The sequence below is a fragment of the Psychrobacillus sp. genome (genome assembly GCF_032154225.1).
GTDB lineage: Bacteria > Bacillota > Bacilli > Bacillales_A > Planococcaceae > Psychrobacillus.
The window spans coordinates 1-15,702 of the sequence record NZ_JALDYF010000035.1 but is presented as its reverse complement, the minus strand read 5'-3'; the positions used below and the strand labels follow the sequence as shown (position 1 = coordinate 15,702).

16 protein-coding genes, 1 tRNA gene, 1 other RNA gene and 1 other annotated feature are annotated in these 15,702 nt (G+C 37.3%); of the genes, 3 read left to right on the top strand and 15 right to left on the bottom strand.

Going from position 1 to position 15,702, the window contains the following annotated elements:
• Positions 1-136: 136 nt before the first annotated feature.
• From RUH95_RS21245 to ffs, 6 genes are all read right to left on the bottom strand, one after another.
• Positions 137-397: a pro-sigmaK processing inhibitor BofA family protein gene (locus tag RUH95_RS21245; RefSeq protein ID WP_313894898.1), complete on the bottom strand. Its 261-nt coding sequence runs from the start codon at positions 395-397 to the stop codon at positions 137-139.
• A 64-nt stretch (positions 398-461) separates the two neighbouring features.
• The gene (locus tag RUH95_RS21240) at positions 462-674 is read right to left on the bottom strand and encodes a YaaL family protein (RefSeq protein ID WP_313894901.1); all 213 of its coding nucleotides are present in this window, start codon (positions 672-674) and stop codon (positions 462-464) included.
• Positions 675-691: 17 nt separating this feature from the next.
• The gene (gene recR, locus RUH95_RS21235) at positions 692-1,288 is read right to left on the bottom strand and encodes a recombination mediator RecR (protein ID WP_313894897.1); all 597 of its coding nucleotides are present in this window, start codon (positions 1,286-1,288) and stop codon (positions 692-694) included.
• A 14-nt stretch (positions 1,289-1,302) separates the two neighbouring features.
• Entirely contained in the window at positions 1,303-1,620 is a 318-nt protein-coding gene (locus RUH95_RS21230; protein ID WP_313894896.1) for a YbaB/EbfC family nucleoid-associated protein, read from the bottom strand.
• A gap of 14 nt (positions 1,621-1,634) precedes the next feature.
• The gene (gene dnaX, locus RUH95_RS21225; RefSeq protein WP_313894895.1) at positions 1,635-3,383 is read right to left on the bottom strand and encodes a DNA polymerase III subunit gamma/tau; all 1,749 of its coding nucleotides are present in this window, start codon (positions 3,381-3,383) and stop codon (positions 1,635-1,637) included.
• Positions 3,384-3,596: 213 nt separating this feature from the next.
• Positions 3,597-3,863: signal recognition particle sRNA large type (ffs, locus tag RUH95_RS21220), an RNA gene on the bottom strand.
• 127 nt (positions 3,864-3,990) lie between these two features.
• On the opposite strand from ffs, the gene RUH95_RS21215 reads away from it, so the two are divergent.
• A tRNA-Ser gene (locus RUH95_RS21215) sits at positions 3,991-4,083 on the top strand.
• 163 nt (positions 4,084-4,246) lie between these two features.
• Here the strand turns inward: RUH95_RS21215 and RUH95_RS21210 are convergent.
• The 3 genes from RUH95_RS21210 to RUH95_RS21200 all read right to left on the bottom strand — a co-directional run bounded on the left by RUH95_RS21210 (position 4,247) and on the right by RUH95_RS21200 (position 6,786).
• A complete protein-coding gene (locus RUH95_RS21210) occupies positions 4,247-4,915 on the bottom strand; it encodes a deoxynucleoside kinase (RefSeq protein WP_313894894.1) in 669 nt (222 codons plus the stop codon).
• A 2-nt stretch (positions 4,916-4,917) separates the two neighbouring features.
• Positions 4,918-5,550: a deoxynucleoside kinase gene (locus tag RUH95_RS21205; RefSeq protein ID WP_313894893.1), complete on the bottom strand. Its 633-nt coding sequence runs from the start codon at positions 5,548-5,550 to the stop codon at positions 4,918-4,920.
• A gap of 108 nt (positions 5,551-5,658) precedes the next feature.
• Complete coding sequence (locus tag RUH95_RS21200) at positions 5,659-6,786, bottom strand: glycosyl hydrolase family 18 protein (protein WP_397469534.1); 1,128 nt, start codon at positions 6,784-6,786, stop codon at positions 5,659-5,661.
• A gap of 100 nt (positions 6,787-6,886) precedes the next feature.
• On the opposite strand from RUH95_RS21200, the gene tadA reads away from it, so the two are divergent.
• Positions 6,887-7,342 carry a tRNA adenosine(34) deaminase TadA gene (tadA, locus tag RUH95_RS21195; protein ID WP_313894900.1) on the top strand — a complete coding sequence of 152 codons (456 nt, stop codon included), beginning with the start codon at positions 6,887-6,889 and terminating at the stop codon, positions 7,340-7,342.
• A gap of 23 nt (positions 7,343-7,365) precedes the next feature.
• On the opposite strand, the gene serS is transcribed toward tadA, so the two are convergent.
• The 3 genes from serS to pdxS all read right to left on the bottom strand — a co-directional run bounded on the left by serS (position 7,366) and on the right by pdxS (position 10,423).
• Positions 7,366-8,640 carry a serine--tRNA ligase gene (gene serS, locus RUH95_RS21190; RefSeq protein ID WP_313894891.1) on the bottom strand — a complete coding sequence of 425 codons (1,275 nt, stop codon included), beginning with the start codon at positions 8,638-8,640 and terminating at the stop codon, positions 7,366-7,368.
• Between the two features lie 56 nt (positions 8,641-8,696).
• Positions 8,697-8,914: a binding site (T-box leader), on the bottom strand.
• Between the two features lie 23 nt (positions 8,915-8,937).
• Positions 8,938-9,531 carry a pyridoxal 5'-phosphate synthase glutaminase subunit PdxT gene (pdxT, locus tag RUH95_RS21185; RefSeq protein ID WP_313894890.1) on the bottom strand — a complete coding sequence of 198 codons (594 nt, stop codon included), beginning with the start codon at positions 9,529-9,531 and terminating at the stop codon, positions 8,938-8,940.
• Position 9,532: 1 nt separating this feature from the next.
• On the bottom strand, positions 9,533-10,423 hold the full coding sequence (pdxS, locus tag RUH95_RS21180; RefSeq protein ID WP_313894889.1) for a pyridoxal 5'-phosphate synthase lyase subunit PdxS: 891 nt from the start codon (positions 10,421-10,423) through the stop codon (positions 9,533-9,535).
• A gap of 103 nt (positions 10,424-10,526) precedes the next feature.
• Between pdxS and pdxR the strand changes: the two genes are divergently transcribed.
• Positions 10,527-11,939, top strand: coding sequence for a MocR-like pyridoxine biosynthesis transcription factor PdxR (pdxR, locus tag RUH95_RS21175; RefSeq protein WP_313894888.1), 1,413 nt, complete (start codon positions 10,527-10,529; stop codon positions 11,937-11,939).
• Between the two features lie 28 nt (positions 11,940-11,967).
• Here the strand turns inward: pdxR and RUH95_RS21170 are convergent, their stop codons facing one another.
• The 3 genes from RUH95_RS21170 to RUH95_RS21160 form a co-directional block, all read right to left on the bottom strand.
• Positions 11,968-13,320: a serine hydrolase gene (locus RUH95_RS21170; protein ID WP_397469533.1), complete on the bottom strand. Its 1,353-nt coding sequence runs from the start codon at positions 13,318-13,320 to the stop codon at positions 11,968-11,970.
• 141 nt (positions 13,321-13,461) lie between these two features.
• Positions 13,462-14,928, bottom strand: coding sequence for an IMP dehydrogenase (gene guaB, locus RUH95_RS21165; protein WP_313894887.1), 1,467 nt, complete (start codon positions 14,926-14,928; stop codon positions 13,462-13,464).
• 104 nt (positions 14,929-15,032) lie between these two features.
• On the bottom strand, positions 15,033-15,509 hold the full coding sequence (locus RUH95_RS21160; RefSeq protein ID WP_313894886.1) for a glutathione peroxidase: 477 nt from the start codon (positions 15,507-15,509) through the stop codon (positions 15,033-15,035).
• Positions 15,510-15,702 lie beyond the last annotated feature (193 nt).

Below are 15,702 nucleotides of genomic sequence, written 5' to 3'. Positions count from 1 at the left end.
CTTTCTAACTATATTTCTTAACGTTTTGCATGTTCAGTTTTCAATGTTCATGTTGTCTGCCTTTTTGTTTATCTCTTGGCGACTTCTACAATATTACTCTCTTGATTATCATAAGTCAACACTTTTTATAAAAAATCTATATTAATATAGAAATAGCTATTACGGATGCTACTCCGGGCACTCCCAACACCGCTACTACAGCACCTGTGAACAAATTAATAGGAACTACAAAACCAAACATTCCTAAAAGTAAATGCACTCCAAACAATAAAAAAACCGCAAATCCTATTCTAAATAGAAAAAATGATAATCCTTCCATAACTTCTGATAATGGTTTTCTTAATACAAAAAGCAACAGCAGCAGTACTAGCGAACATACAATGATAACTAACTTCATGAAATCCTTCTCCCTTCATAAAATCACTATCTCTTACTATATGAAGCTAGTACTACTAACATGCTTACTTTAAAATAACATTACGGATTTTTGCTTCTTTATATAAAAAGAAATGAATACTCTCGGCAACTTTTCTTTTCGCAACCACATCTAAATCATAGTCATTTAAATAATCTTCTATTAATTGTGTTTGATGCCAATCTTCCTTTGTCGACTTTATAAGGTTTACAAACTGTTGATCAAATTCTTTCTTTAACTTATCTTTTTGAAAAAACATCTTCAACAACATCTCCCTTACAACTCACGACGACCCTCTAATGCTTTCGATAGAGTTACTTCATCTGCATATTCTAAATCTCCACCCACTGGTAAACCATGTGCGATTCTTGTTGTCTTAATACCAGAAGGTTTGACTAAACGGGAAATATACATTGCTGTAGCTTCTCCTTCTATTGTAGGGTTAGTTGCAAGTATTAACTCCTCTATTTGAGTATCTTGTAATCTTTTCAATAAAGTAGGTACATTAATATCTTCCGGTCCTATCCCATCCATCGGTGAAATTGCACCATGCAGAACATGATATAAACCGTTATAGTCTCTCATTTTCTCCATTGCAATTACATCTTTAGTATCTTGAACAACACATATCATAGATAGGTCCCGCTGCGTATCTTGACAGATATGGCATGGATCAATGTCTGTTATATGCCCACAAACCGAACAATACGTTAAGTTTCTTTTAGCATCCACTAACGCTTTTGCAAAGTCCAACACTGTATCTTCTTTCATTGTTAAAACAAAAAAAGCCAGTCGAGCCGCTGTTTTCGGCCCGATTCCTGGCAATTTCATAAAACTATCAATTAGTTTCGATATTGGTTCAGGATAATGCATATTTTTTCCTCCTATTACATACCAGGAAGGTTCAACCCTTTCGTGAATTGACCCATTGTTGAGTTCGATGTTTCTTCAGCCTTTTTAATAGCATCATTAGTTGCAATGACAATTAAATCTTGAAGCATTTCTACATCTTCCGGATCCATTACAGATGGGTCGATTTCTACTTCTAATACTTCTTTATGTCCAGAAACAACTACCTTCACCATTCCACCGCCAGCTACAGCTTCAAAACGTTGGTTTCCTAGTTCCTCTTGTGCTTCTGCCATTTGCTTTTGCATTTTTTGCATTTGTTTCATCATACCTTGCATATTACCCATTCCACGCATAATCTTTTTCCTCCTTAGTCATCATGTACTTCTACAAATTCTTTTCCAAATAACTTTTCAGCTTCTACAATTAATGGATCTTCCGAAACCTCTTCTACCCCTTGCAGAAGCTCAATTGCTTCACTCTGCTCTAAAGAACTTCCTTCAGTAGCTTCTGTGTTTCCTTGCTTCAAGCCATTTTGTTGAATAAAATCTTCTCGGATTTTCAACCAACTTTCCTCTGGAACATATAAAACTTCATACATCGTCCCTGTTAAATTAGCAATTAACTGCGGAAAAGAGGAAGAAAATGTTTTATTCTCAATAGCCATTTGGCAATGTATATCATATTTGAATTTTAACACAAATGCACTTGAAGATGCTGCAACTGGCTCTGCATCATTCAAAAGTGCTGAATGCGATTTTTGTAGCTGCTGTAAAATGCTTGCCCACTGGGATTTTATCGCTTGGATATCTGACTTTGTTGCTGTTTTCAGTATTTCATGAATACGACCACTCGATACTTTCACACCGCTCTGCGATCTCGTTCTTTGACGTTTTGACTGTTCCTGAACAGCGCCGTTTACCTGCGGAATAATTCCTTGACTAATTTGCTGCTGCAACTGCTGTAATTGATTTTCAAGCATCATAACTTTTTGTTCCAGTTCTGAATTACTCTCATTCGTCACAATTGCTTCTCTCGGCACCTGCGCCAAACGGATGATTGCAGTCTCCAAGTAAACCTTAGCGTGATTCGAAAAACGCATTTCTTGTTGCGTATTCGTCAAAATAGTAATACTTTTATACAACGTATCTACAGGGAACTTGGAAGCTAACTCTCGAAACGCCTCATCTCCTGTTGCTATTTCAAGTAATTCTATTTGCTCAGGTGCTACGATTAAAACAAGTAAATCGCGGTAAAATGTAATAAAATCCTCTGTTAAACGAACCGGATCTTTCCCATCTTCAACTAACTGCTCCACACAAGTTAAAGCACTTGCTACATCCTTCTGGATTAATGCATCCGCTAATCGATAGAAAACATCCTGACCAATTGAACCTGTTACTAGCAGCGCATCATCTAACGTCATTTTTTCTCCGCTAAACGACACAACTTGATCAAGCATACTTAATGCATCACGCATACCACCCGCTGCTGCTTGTGCAATAATTTTCAGTACATTTTCGTCGTATTCTATCCCAACATCCGTTAAAACTTCTTTCATTCGTAAAACGATATCTATTGACGTTATTCGTTTGAAGTCAAATCGCTGGCACCTAGAAATAATCGTTAACGGAATTTTATGTGGTTCTGTTGTTGCTAAGATGAATACCACATGAGACGGTGGTTCTTCTAGTGTTTTTAATAAAGCATTAAAAGCACTAGTCGACAACATATGCACCTCATCAATAATATACACTTTATATCGAGCATTTGATGGCGCAAATCGAACCTTTTCAATAATGTCTCGCATTTCTTCTACACGAGAATTGGAAGCCGCATCAAATTCAATCACATCTGTATTAGAACCTTCTGTAATACTTTTACATGTTTCGCATGTATTACACGGTTCTTTTGTCGGCCCATTTTCACAGTTTAACGCTTTTGCAAATATTTTTGCGGCACTCGTTTTTCCTGTTCCTCTGGGACCTGAAAATAAATACGCGTGTGTAGTTTTGTTGTACAGGAGGGCATTTTGAAGGGTTTGTTTAATATGTGTTTGACCTGACATTTCCGCAAACGATTGCGGTCTATACGCGCGGTAAAAAGCTTGATACGACAACAAGTTCCCTCCCTCTCTCGTTAAAATTAAATCACCATTGCCTTTGTAGTGTATTTGATTGGCAAAAAATGATGTAAATTCATTTATGATTAATGACTTTATTATAACATAAAGATGCTTTACTTCACCTATTTATAAAATCTAACTTTCTCTATAACAAAAGAAAAACCCATTCGTCCAAAAGACAAATGAGTTTACTATTTAACATTAATGCCGTGCACCTTCCTTCGCTTGAAACACATAAGCGGCACCCTTGTCGTTAACTCTGCTTAGGCTGCCCCGCGGCACATGAGAAGCACCACTTAATGCTGCTTCCTTCCGGACCTGACATGGTTCATGGGCACTCATTGCGCAGGACCCAAACGTCAACATCACGTGCAAATACCAGACCCTACATGTATTCAACCTCAGAGAAGGAGTTCAGTCTCGCTAGAGCGGATTGCGAGTTACAAGACACCGCTACCTTCCCACCTAGCACGGCATAAATTAGTATACGCATTTTATTCATAAAAATCAACAAATGTGTAATTTTTCTTTTTCACACGCTAAACTTTTATAAATGTGTTGACTTCATTCTCTATCTATGATAAATTAATTCTTGTACTTCGGAGGAATACCCAAGTTCGGCTGAAGGGATCGGTCTTGAAAACCGACAGGCGGGTCATACCGCGCGGGGGTTCGAATCCCTCTTCCTCCTCCATTTTAAATACACACACGCATAAATGTGAGATTGAATTCGTTGCACTGGTAACGAATTTTTCTTTAACTGCTATCGTCAGAATATTATGAAGGTAACTATTACAGTTCTCTTCTTTTTTTATTGCCAAAAACCCTCCCACTTTTAATAAGTAGGAGGGTTTTTACTAATTACGTTGTATGGCTGTCTGCACTATAGACCGACCAATTTCCTCAATGATTTTCTCTATGCCGTCCGGGTTTTCTATAAGATCATAGTCATTAATATTCAAGCGTAATACCGGGCATCCAGTAAACCCATAAATCCATTTTTCATAACGTCCATGCATTTCTTCCCAATAAGAAATTGGTGTTTGCTGCTCCATTGGGCGGCCTCTATCATGAATCCGATCTATAATATCGTCGAGCGTTCCTTCTAAATAGATGAGCAAATTAGGATGCGGGAAATATGGTGTCATGACCATTGCTTCGAATAAGCTTGTATACGTTTCATGATCGACTGGATCCATTGTGCCTTTTTCTTTATGCATTTGAGCGAATATACCTGTATCTTCATAAATCGAACGATCTTGAATAAAACCTCCACCGTATTCAAACATTCTTTTTTGCTCTTTAAAACGCTCTGCTAAAAAGTAAATTTGTAAATGAAAGCTCCATTTAGAAAAATCTTCATAGAAACGATCTAAATATGGATTAGAATCTACCTTTTCAAAAGACGTATTAAATTGAAGAGCTTCCGCAAGTGCCTTCGTCATCGTAGATTTCCCTACTCCGACAGTTCCAGCAATTGTTATAACCGCATTAGGAGGAATGCCATACTTTTCTCTTAAATTCATACTTAAAAACTCCTTCTATGCAATGTTGCATCTACTTTTTCTAAAATTATTTGTAAGTCTTGTCCATTTTGAACAAAATCTATTTCATCTCCGCTAAATCGTAAAACCGGTACTTCTGGGTGTTTTTTTTCAAAATCATCGATAAACATACGGTAGTCTTCCGATAACTGCTTTAAATATTCTGGGTCCATTTTCTTTTCAAAATCTCTTCCCCTCATATCTATACGATTCATCAACACATCTAAACTTGCATCCAAATAAATGACCATATTTGGAACAGGCATATCTTGTGTCAGTATTTGATATACTGCTTCATACTTTTTATATTCAGTTTCATTCAGCGTGCGCTTTGCAAAAATCAAGTTTTTGAAAATATGATAATCTGCTACTACCGCTGTTTCTTTTGATAAATACTTTCTTTTCATATCACTTAATTGTTTATATCGATTACAAAGGAAAAACATTTCGGTTTGAAAGCTCCACTCCGCAATATTTTCATAAAATTTATCTAAAAAAGGGTTTTCATCTACAATCTCTTTTAGCACTTCAAATTGATAAGTATCAGCAATTACTTTGGCTAATGAAGTTTTTCCAACCCCTATTGGACCCTCTACTGTTATAAATGGAATAGACATACAAGTTTACCTCACTCTATTATTTGAAGTCGTAGCCCTTATTTTATCACAGGCATATAATGAAAAATAGAGCAAATCTGCCTTCCGTTAGAGAAAGGCAGATTCACTCTATTTTTTCTTGACACGAAACATCTCTTGAAGAAGATACCAGTTTTGCGGAAATGAGAACCCGCTATGCCAATAAGATATCCCTCGTAGCTTTAATTCCTTTAGTAACTTAAACTTTGCTTGAATCGATCTTGCATCTTCAAACCATACTTCATGCTCCTTCCCATCAAGCCAATAATTGAAATAAGGAGCTTGTGCAATTGGATCATACTCTATTGCCGCATTACGCCCCTTTGCTATTTGGATCGCTTGCTGGGGACTTACTGCCTTGGCAAATGAATTCCCTTGTTTATAGGGTAATGTCCAATCATAACCGTATAAATTTTGCCCCATCAGTATTTTGCCTGGATCAATCTCTGTTTTAGCATATTCAAGTACTTTTCGAACTGGACCAATAGGAGATACAGCCATTGGAGGGCCTCCACTATAGCCCCATTCATACGTCATAATAATGACAAAGTCCACTACCTCACCAATCGCTTTATAGTCAAATCCCTCATACCATTTCCCTGGTTGATTGGCACTTGTTTTCGGTGCAAGCGATGCGGAAAATATAAATCCATCAGTGTACTCTTTAAACTCTTTTAAAAAGGTTACATAGTTTTCTCTATCTTCTTTTGCAATATATTCGAAGTCAGTATGAATATGCTTCGTTCCTCTTTTATTTGCCTCATCTACAGCTTGTTTAAATACTCTTTGTTTCACTTCTGCATCGGTAAAAATCGTATGAGCTAACGTATCGCTGAATGCACCATCTTCAAGATTTACAAGCACAATAACTGTTTCTACCTGATGTGTTTTTGCAACTTCCGGCAATTTCCCCCAGTTCATCGGAGTCAATGAACCGTCTCTTGTCACTTCAAAGGCAAAAGGCATCATATAAGTTAATTGGGCCGCATTTTTTTCTACTTGATCAACGACAGTTTGCGATGGAATATCTGTATACCACTCCACAAATAAATTAGTTTCAATCATCGGTCTATCGGGGCTTGGGGTAGATGGTAAAACAAGTGCTTGACCTATAACTAACACATCTGGATCTGGGATTTCATTTATAGAAACAAGCGTTGCTACATTTGTACTGAAATGCTTCGCTATCGCATATAAACTATCTCCCGTTTTCACCACATAAATCAATCGATCACTCCCTTAAAATACAATATGCATGAGGGAAATAAAACATGCTACACTAGTCAAAAGGAGCTGAATCTAATTGGATGAACACTATATGAACTTAGCTATAGAAGAAGCAAAAAAAGCTGCTGCCATTGGAGAAGTTCCGATTGGTGCCATTATTGTATATAAAGGTGAAGTAATTGCAGGTGCTTATAACTTAAGGGAAACAACACAAAATGCAACAACCCATGCAGAACTACTTGCTATTCAAGAAGCTTGCAAAAAAATAGGTAGCTGGAGATTAGAAGAAACAACGCTATATGTAACATTAGAGCCTTGCCCTATGTGCGCAGGAGCTATCTTACAATCTCGCATACCCCGAGTTGTTTATGGTGCAAGAGATGTGAAAGCTGGCTGCGTTGATTCTTTATATCGTTTATTGAATGACAATAGATTCAATCATGTGTGTGAAGTAACAGAAGGTGTTTTAGCTGAAACCTGTGGAAACCTACTCACCCAATTTTTTCGACATCTCCGTGAACAAAAAAAGAACCAGAAACGCCAATAATGAGCGTTTCTAGTTCTTCCCTATTATTTGATAACCGTTTTTCCACCCATATATGGAACTAAAACTTCCGGCACGATAACAGTACCATCTGCTTGCTGATAATTTTCTAAAATAGCAGCTACAGTACGACCTATCGCAAGTCCACTTCCGTTCAATGTATGCACATACTCCGGTTTTCCACCTGCTTCTCTTCTAAAGCGAATGCCTGCACGACGGGCTTGGAAATCTTCAAAATTACTGCAAGAAGAAATTTCTTTATATTCCCCGTAACTTGGTAACCAAACTTCCAAATCATACTTTTTCGCAGCAGTAAATCCTAAATCAGCTGTACACATATGAAGCACACGGTATGGTAAACCAAGTAATTGGAGTACTTTTTCAGCATGCCCTGTCAATAATTCTAATTGCTCGTAAGACTCTTCTGGCTTAACAAAACGAACTAACTCTACTTTGTTAAATTGATGCTGACGAATAAGCCCACGGGTATCACGACCAGCAGATCCAGCCTCTGAGCGGAAGCTAGCGCTATAAGCAGTAAATGCTTGCGGAAGTTGATCTCCAGCTAAAATCTCATCACGATAAAAATTCGTTACCGGTACTTCAGCAGTAGGAATTAAAAAATAATCTTCTTTCTCAATTAAAAATGCATCTTCCTCAAACTTCGGAAGTTGACCAGTACCAGTTAAACTTGCTCTATTAGCCAAATATGGTGTTAACATTTCTCTATAGCCATGCTCTTCAGAGTGCAAGTCCATCATGAAGTTTAACAATGAACGCTCCAATCTTGCGCCTAGACCAAGATAGAAAGCAAAACGACTACCAGTAACTTTTGCAGCACGTTCAAAATCTACTATTTTTAAGTCCGTAGCAATGTCCCAATGCGCTTTTGTTTCGAAATTGAATGAAGGAACCTCTCCCCATTTACGAATCTCTACGTTATCATCTTCAGAATCCCCGACTGGAACAGTATCGTGTGGAATATTAGGAATACGTAACATCATATATTCAAACTTTTCTTCTACACCACGTAACTCATCATCTAAAGCTTTAATTTGATCGCCAACTTCGCGCATACGAACAATAATATCATCTGCATTTTCTTTATTTCTTTTCATTTCAGAAATTTTTTGAGAAAACTCATTTCTTTCTGCTTTAAGAACTTCTGTTTTCGCTATTAATTCTCTACGTTTTAAATCTAATGGCTCAAACTGATCTAACTCAGAAATATCTTCACCTCGTTTTGCCAGCTTTGCTTTCACTGTTTCATAATTATCTCGAACAAATTTTACATCTAACATCTGTAATTCCTCCTTAAATTTAATAAAAAACGACAAAAAAAGCCCTCATCCCAAATAAAAGGGACGAGAGCATACCCGCGTTGCCACCCTGATTGACTTAACAATATGCTAAGCCCACTCTTGTTTAATAACGGCTTTTCAACCGGCCACGACTTACTATATATTCAATCGTGCAACTCAAAGGACGGATTCACAAGTGTTTTTATCAGCTTCCACCAACCGCTGACTCTCTAAAAAAAACGTGCTTGTTACTGCTTCCTATCATCGTTTTTAGATCATGAAATTACTCATACTTTACTATACGTTTGCTTTTTTAGCAAGTGATTCCTTAACCATTTCCATAAAATATGCAGTAATTTGATGATCGTCCGTCAATTCTGGATGAAAAGAGCATCCAAGAATATTTTCTTGCCTTGCTATGACAATTCGTCCTCCATGACTAGCAAGTACCTCCACATTGTCTCCAACTTCAACAATATGAGGAGCACGTATAAAAACTGCTGGAAAGTCGACAGCTACATTTTTTATTTCTATAGTTGTTTCGAAGCTGTCTACCTGGCGCCCAAAAGAGTTTCTCTCTACAGTCGCATCCAGTGCAGCAATATGTGCAAACTCATACCCAACCAATTTGTTTGCAAGCAATATTAAACCTGCACAAGTTCCAAACATCGGTTTTCCTTTGGCTGCAAACTGTTGTAAATGTACAAGCATGTCAAAGCGATCTATTAGTTTTCTCATTGTTGTACTTTCCCCACCTGGAAGAATTAGTCCATCAACTAGAGCTAAATCACTTCTACTTTTTACTGCGATAGCCTCTGCTCCACACGCTTCAATAGAACGAACATGCTCACTAACCGCTCCTTGAAGTGCTAGAACTCCTATTTTAACCATCTTACCACCCTCTATCTTGCATGCGATCTTTAACATCTAAACGAGAAATTTCAATCCCCTTCATTGGTATTCCTAAGTCTTTTGAGATTTCTACAAGCAATTTATAATCTTGATAATGTGTAGTCGCTTCCACAATCGCACGTGCAAATTTCTCAGGATTTTCTGATTTGAATATTCCCGATCCAACAAATACTCCATCTGCTCCTAGCTCCATCATCAACGCAGCATCTGCTGGTGTCGCCACTCCACCCGCCGCAAAATTTACAACCGGTAATTTTCCATTATGTTTAATTTGTAATAAAACATCGTATGGCGCTCCTAAAATTTTCGCTTCTGTCATTAGTTCGTCTTCATTCATATGAACAATCTTTCGAACCTGTGCGTTCACTTTTCGTAAATGACGAACCGCCTCTACAATATTCCCTGTTCCAGGCTCTCCTTTAGTACGAAGCATAGAAGCCCCTTCTCCAATACGACGAGCTGCCTCTCCTAGATCTTTGCACCCACATACAAATGGTATTGTAAATTCACTTTTACGCAAGTGATACTCTTCATCCGCCGGTGTAAGTACTTCTGACTCGTCAATATAGTCAACACCCATTGCTTCTAAAATTCTAGCTTCTGTAATATGCCCAATACGTGCTTTTGCCATGACCGGAATCGTTACAGCTCCCATTACTTCCTCCATAATGCGCGGATCTGCCATACGAGCTACCCCGCCAGCAGCACGAATATCAGAAGGGACTCGCTCAAGTGCCATGACTGCAACTGCTCCTGCCGCTTCTGCAATACGTGCTTGTTCAGCATTGATAACGTCCATAATAACGCCACCTTTTTGCATTTCTGCCATCCCCCGTTTAACTCTATCCGTTCCAATTTGATTGTTTGTCATTATTTTATCCCCCCATATGTTTATAAAGTTTAGTATAATAAAAGATGACCATTTGAAAAGTATCAGAAACATATATAACGAAGTGGTCAGGATGGTGATGAGTATGGACTATTTAATGTTTCAGCTTGAAAAAGAAGCGAAAATGCCTTTATATGAACAGCTTTATACAGAAATAAAAGAAGCTATTATTAATGGAACAATTGAAGAGGGAGCAAAACTTCCAGCCAAAAGAAAATTAGCAGACTATCTAGCTGTCAGCCAAACAACGATTGAATTTGCGTACAGCCAATTAGTAGCAGAAGGATTTATTTCATCTGAAGCAAGAAAAGGATTTTTTGTTCAAAACTTAGAAGAACTAGCACTTATTAAACAAGAATCGTACGTAAACGTGCAGGAAGAAAAAAAAGAAGTGGACTACCTCATCGATTTTTCACCAGGGAAAATCGATACTGATTCATTTCCGTTTACCGTTTGGAGAAAACTTGCAAAAGACATTATTAGTGAAACAAATAAAGATTTTTTACTTCTTGGCGATCCACAAGGGGATTATGCTTTAAGACAGCAAATAGCCTCTTATTTGTATCAATCCCGAGGTGTTAAATGTACACCAGAACAAATCATTCTTGGATCAGGAACAGAGCAAATTATGCCATTAATCATCCGCCTACTAGGCAAAGATGCTATTTACGGAGTCGAGAATCCTGGTTATCCACTCACTCATCATTTACTAGTAGATGATCAGCAAAAGTCAGTGCCTATTTCCGTAGATGCTGAAGGTGTAATTGTATCGGAATTAGAGAAAACAAATGCAACCGCAATGTACGTAACACCATCTCATCAGTTTCCAACCGGTGCCGTTCTTTCTGCATCTCGTCGAAGTCAGTTACTTTCCTGGGCTTATCAAAAAGAATATAGGTATATTATTGAAGACGATTATGATAGTGAATTTAGATATACCGGAAAACCAATTCCTTCTTTACAAGGAATCGATCAAAATCAACGGGTTATTTATTTAAGTACATTTTCAAAGTCACTAATGCCTTCTTTACGAATTGCATATGCTGTATTGCCAAAACCTCTTATTTTGCAATATAAACAAAAATATTCATATTATGCCGCAACAGTTCCTCGTATGGATCAGCATTTACTAGCAACGTTTATGGAAACAGGTTCTTTTGCCAAGCATTTAAACAAAATGCGGAAAATTTATAAACGAAAGTTAGAAATCATAACGAAAACGATTATGCAATATGAACCTCTTGTCACTATTTCAGGTGAACAAGCAGGTATGCATCTCTTATTAACGATTCAAAGTGATAAAACAGAAGAAGAGCTTGTGCTTCAAGCAAAAAAAGCAGGCATACGTGTATATGGCGTTCAAGAGTATATGACGGGGAAGCTAGCCGTATTTACGGAGCCTAAACTCCTGTTAGGCTTTGGAGGGATAAAAACAGAGGAACTTATTTCTTCTATTACTGCTTTAATAAAAGCATTAGAAATTACAAAAACACCGTAAGCCCATTAAGGGCTACGGTGTTTTACTGTTAAAATAAACCGCCAACAAAGTCAGTTGTACTACTCCATATATTGCTGAAAAACTTTCCTATTCCTTGGAACATTAAACTAATCCAACTGGAACGTTCTACAGATTCAGTTGTAACAACATCAACTTCCGACGCTTGGTCTAAAATGTAGCCATAATCTGTTCCTTCTGTTTTCTCTAAATGTACTTTACCAACGACTGTTCCTTTTTCTACTGCTGCTTCTACTGTTTCTTTATTCGCAGTAAATGTAGGCTTGTACAGTTCTTTTTCATTTGTTTTAATAACCATGGAAATAGGATCTTTTGTTGCAATTGCAACAGATTTTTCTTTTCCTTTTTCTACTTCGATTGTTTCATGTTCAGGAATTACATATCCTGCTGGTACTAATTCTTCTTTAGAAAACTGTGAAAATCCATAATCAAATAATGCTTTTGTTGCATCAAATCGGGCTTCATATGAGCCAACTCCATTAGCATCTACTGCTTTCATCACAACGGAAATAACACGCATTCCATTTCTTGTTGCTGTCCCAGTAAATGAATGTCCTGCAAATTCTGTCGTACCTGTTTTTAATCCATCTACGCCTTCATATCCGTAAATTAATCCTGGCAACATAAAGTTCCAGTTAGACATCCCAATTGCATCGGAAGTTCCTTCGCGGAATACTTTTTTCTCTATTTTCGTTGTTTCTAGTACTTCCGGATAATCTTTCATTAGTAAGTAGGCAAGACGTGCTACCGATTTTGCAGGCATTACGTTTTCATCTGAAGGACCTGTACTTGCGGGATGCATTCCTTGTAGGTCTTCATTGTTCAAGCCTGAAGAATTGACAAATTTATAGCCTACTAAGCCCATTTCTTTTGCTTTTTCATTCATTAACTTAACAAAATTTTCTTCTGTAGGTGCCATACCTGCTGCACCTGCGATTGTTTCAGCAATCGCAATTGTTGCTGCGTTTGCAGAGTAAATAGCCATTGCTTCATAAAGCTCATGAATAGAGTAACTTCCATCTTGACGAAGTGGAACATTACTTAATCTACGGTCTTGAGAAATTTTGTATGTATAATCAGTTATTGAATACTGTTGATCCCAAGTCACTTTGCCATCTTCAATTGCTTCGAATAACAAATACTCGGTCATCATTTTAGTCATACTTGCAATGCCTAATGGTGCATCTGCATTTTGTTCATAAAGTATTTTTCCAGTGTCAGCATCGATTAATATTGCTCCATCGACATATAAATTCAAACTTTCCTCTGCTTTTGTAGCAGTCGGTATTCCGATTATAACTGAAATAAGAAACATCGGAAGTACTAGCCACTTAATCATTGATGACATCCAAACTTTCTTCACTACTGTACCTCCACTATAAGTTTTTTCACTGCTCATTTTATCACACTTTCCTATCCATTAGCACTTTCCAACAAAAAAACACCCATTTTGCCTACATATAGACGACAAATGGGTGCTAAAGTTTCGATTTATACGTAAATCTTAAGAAATTGAGTAGTTTGGTGCTTCTTTTGTAATTTGAACATCATGTGGATGACTTTCACGTAATCCTGCACCAGTCATTCGGATAAACTGTGAATTCTCACGTAAGTCTTGTAAGTTACCTGTACCACAGTAACCCATCCCAGCACGAACTCCGCCCAGTAACTGATGAATTGTATCAGCTAGAGGCCCTTTATAAGGAAGACGCCCTTCGATTCCTTCAGGAACTAACTTTTTCGCATCTTCTTGGAAATAACGATCTTTAGAACCTTTTTCCATCGCTCCGATAGAACCCATTCCACGATATACTTTGAAACGTCTACCTTGGAAGATTTCTGTTTCTCCAGGGCTTTCCGTTGTTCCCGCAAGTAAACTACCTAGCATTACAACATGTCCACCTGCCGCAAGAGCCTTCACGATATCTCCAGAGTATTTAATTCCTCCGTCTGCAATAATCGTTTTACCTGCTTTACGCGCCTCTGTAGCACAATCATATACTGCAGTAATTTGAGGTACACCTACACCCGCTACTACTCGGGTTGTACAAATCGAACCTGGTCCAATACCAACTTTTACAACATCTGCTCCTGCTTCAAAAAGTGCACGAGTTGCTTCAGCAGTTGCTACATTTCCAGCGATAATCTCTAATTCAGGATATGCTTCACTGATACTCTTAACAGTATCAATAACGCCTTCTGAATGCCCATGGGCAGTGTCAATTACAATTACATCTACTTGTGCCTTTACAAGCTTCTCAATGCGGAACATTGTATCTTTCGTAACACCAACCGCTGCACCTACTAATAGTCGACCATGATGGTCTTTAGCAGCATTAGGGAATTCAATAACTTTTTCAATATCCTTTATTGTTATTAATCCTTTTAGAATACCTTGCTCATCAACTATAGGTAGCTTTTCTATTTTATACTGTTGTAAAATTTTCTCTGCATCTTCTAAAGTTGTACCTACCGCAGCAGTAACCAATTTTTCTTTTGTCATAACTTCATCGATAGATAATGAGTAATCTTGAATAAAACGTAAATCACGATTTGTAATAATACCAACTAATTTTTGTTCTTCTTCATTGTTTACAATCGGCACACCCGATATTCTGTATTTCCCCATTAAATGTTCTGCATCAAATACTTGATGACTTGGAGTTAAAAAGAAAGGATCTGTAATAACTCCATTTTCAGAACGTTTAACCGTTTCTACTTGCTCTGCTTGCTCTTCGATACTCATGTTCTTATGAATGATGCCTAATCCACCCTGACGAGCCATAGCTATTGCCATTTTTGCTTCAGTTACTGTATCCATACCAGCACTAATCATTGGGATATTTAACTTAATCTTTGGAGTAAGTTGAATTGAAAGATTTACATCCTTTGGTAGTACTTCTGATTTAGCTGGAACTAAAAGAACATCGTCAAATGTTAAACCTTCTTTTTGAAATTTAGATTCCCACATTGTTCTTATTTCCTCCTTCGATAATTGAATATTATTACAAGGTTATCAGCGCCCACTCGGAGTGTCAAGAATCAAAAAATAATATAATTATTCCGACTTTTCTATTATAATATTTTCTTAATTTCTTTTTCCATTTTCGTAGGAGACGTTTGTGGTGCATATCTTTCGATTATATTTCCCTCTTTATCAATTAAAAACTTTGTGAAGTTCCATTTAATTGAATCTGACAATAAACCTTTTTTCTGGGAAATTAAATATTGAAACAATGGGTGGGCATTTTCCCCTTTTACATCTATCTTTGCAAACATCGGAAAAGTGACCCCATGGTTTATTTGGCAATATTCTATCGTACTTTTAATATCTTCAAATTCTTGGTTTTGAAATTGGCTGCAAGGAAATCCTAATATTACTAAGCCCTTTTCCTTAAATTCGTCATATAGTTTCTGAAGCTCTGTAAATTGTGGAGTAAATCCACAATGACTCGCAGTATTCACTATAATCATAGGTTTTCCCTCATATTCTCTTAAAGAAATTTCTTTATTTGTTGAACTTTTTACACTAAAATCATAAATCGTTGTCATTTTCTTTGCACCCCTTTTTATATATTGTTATTTATACAATATTTCTTTATCTAAATAATCACAAGACATTCGATTCCAGATTAGCAGTAAGTAATTTTTTGTTAACAAAAAAGCCGCTACCGATTACTCGGTAACGACTTTTTCAATGCCCAGCGACGTCCTACTCTTGCAGGGGGAAACCCCCAACTACCAT

What these genes read in the sequence shown, in the direction of transcription:
- RUH95_RS21245 (WP_313894898.1), bottom strand. Translation starts at nt 397, where the DNA reads ATGAAGTTAGTTATCATTGTATGTTCGCTAGTACTGCTGCTGTTGCTT.
- RUH95_RS21240 (WP_313894901.1), bottom strand. Translation starts at nt 674, where the DNA reads ATGTTTTTTCAAAAAGATAAGTTAAAGAAAGAATTTGATCAACAGTTT.
- recR (WP_313894897.1), bottom strand. Translation starts at nt 1,288, where the DNA reads ATGCATTATCCTGAACCAATATCGAAACTAATTGATAGTTTTATGAAA.
- RUH95_RS21230 (WP_313894896.1), bottom strand. Translation starts at nt 1,620, where the DNA reads ATGCGTGGAATGGGTAATATGCAAGGTATGATGAAACAAATGCAAAAA.
- RUH95_RS21210 (WP_313894894.1), bottom strand. Translation starts at nt 4,915, where the DNA reads ATGAATTTAAGAGAAAAGTATGGCATTCCTCCTAATGCGGTTATAACA.
- RUH95_RS21205 (WP_313894893.1), bottom strand. Translation starts at nt 5,550, where the DNA reads ATGTCTATTCCATTTATAACAGTAGAGGGTCCAATAGGGGTTGGAAAA.
- tadA (WP_313894900.1), top strand. Translation starts at nt 6,887, where the DNA reads ATGAACTTAGCTATAGAAGAAGCAAAAAAAGCTGCTGCCATTGGAGAA.
- serS (WP_313894891.1), bottom strand. Translation starts at nt 8,640, where the DNA reads ATGTTAGATGTAAAATTTGTTCGAGATAATTATGAAACAGTGAAAGCA.
- pdxT (WP_313894890.1), bottom strand. Translation starts at nt 9,531, where the DNA reads ATGGTTAAAATAGGAGTTCTAGCACTTCAAGGAGCGGTTAGTGAGCAT.
- pdxS (WP_313894889.1), bottom strand. Translation starts at nt 10,423, where the DNA reads ATGACAAACAATCAAATTGGAACGGATAGAGTTAAACGGGGGATGGCA.
- pdxR (WP_313894888.1), top strand. Translation starts at nt 10,527, where the DNA reads ATGGACTATTTAATGTTTCAGCTTGAAAAAGAAGCGAAAATGCCTTTA.
- guaB (WP_313894887.1), bottom strand. Translation starts at nt 14,928, where the DNA reads ATGTGGGAATCTAAATTTCAAAAAGAAGGTTTAACATTTGACGATGTT.
- RUH95_RS21160 (WP_313894886.1), bottom strand. Translation starts at nt 15,509, where the DNA reads ATGACAACGATTTATGATTTTAGTGTAAAAAGTTCAACAAATAAAGAA.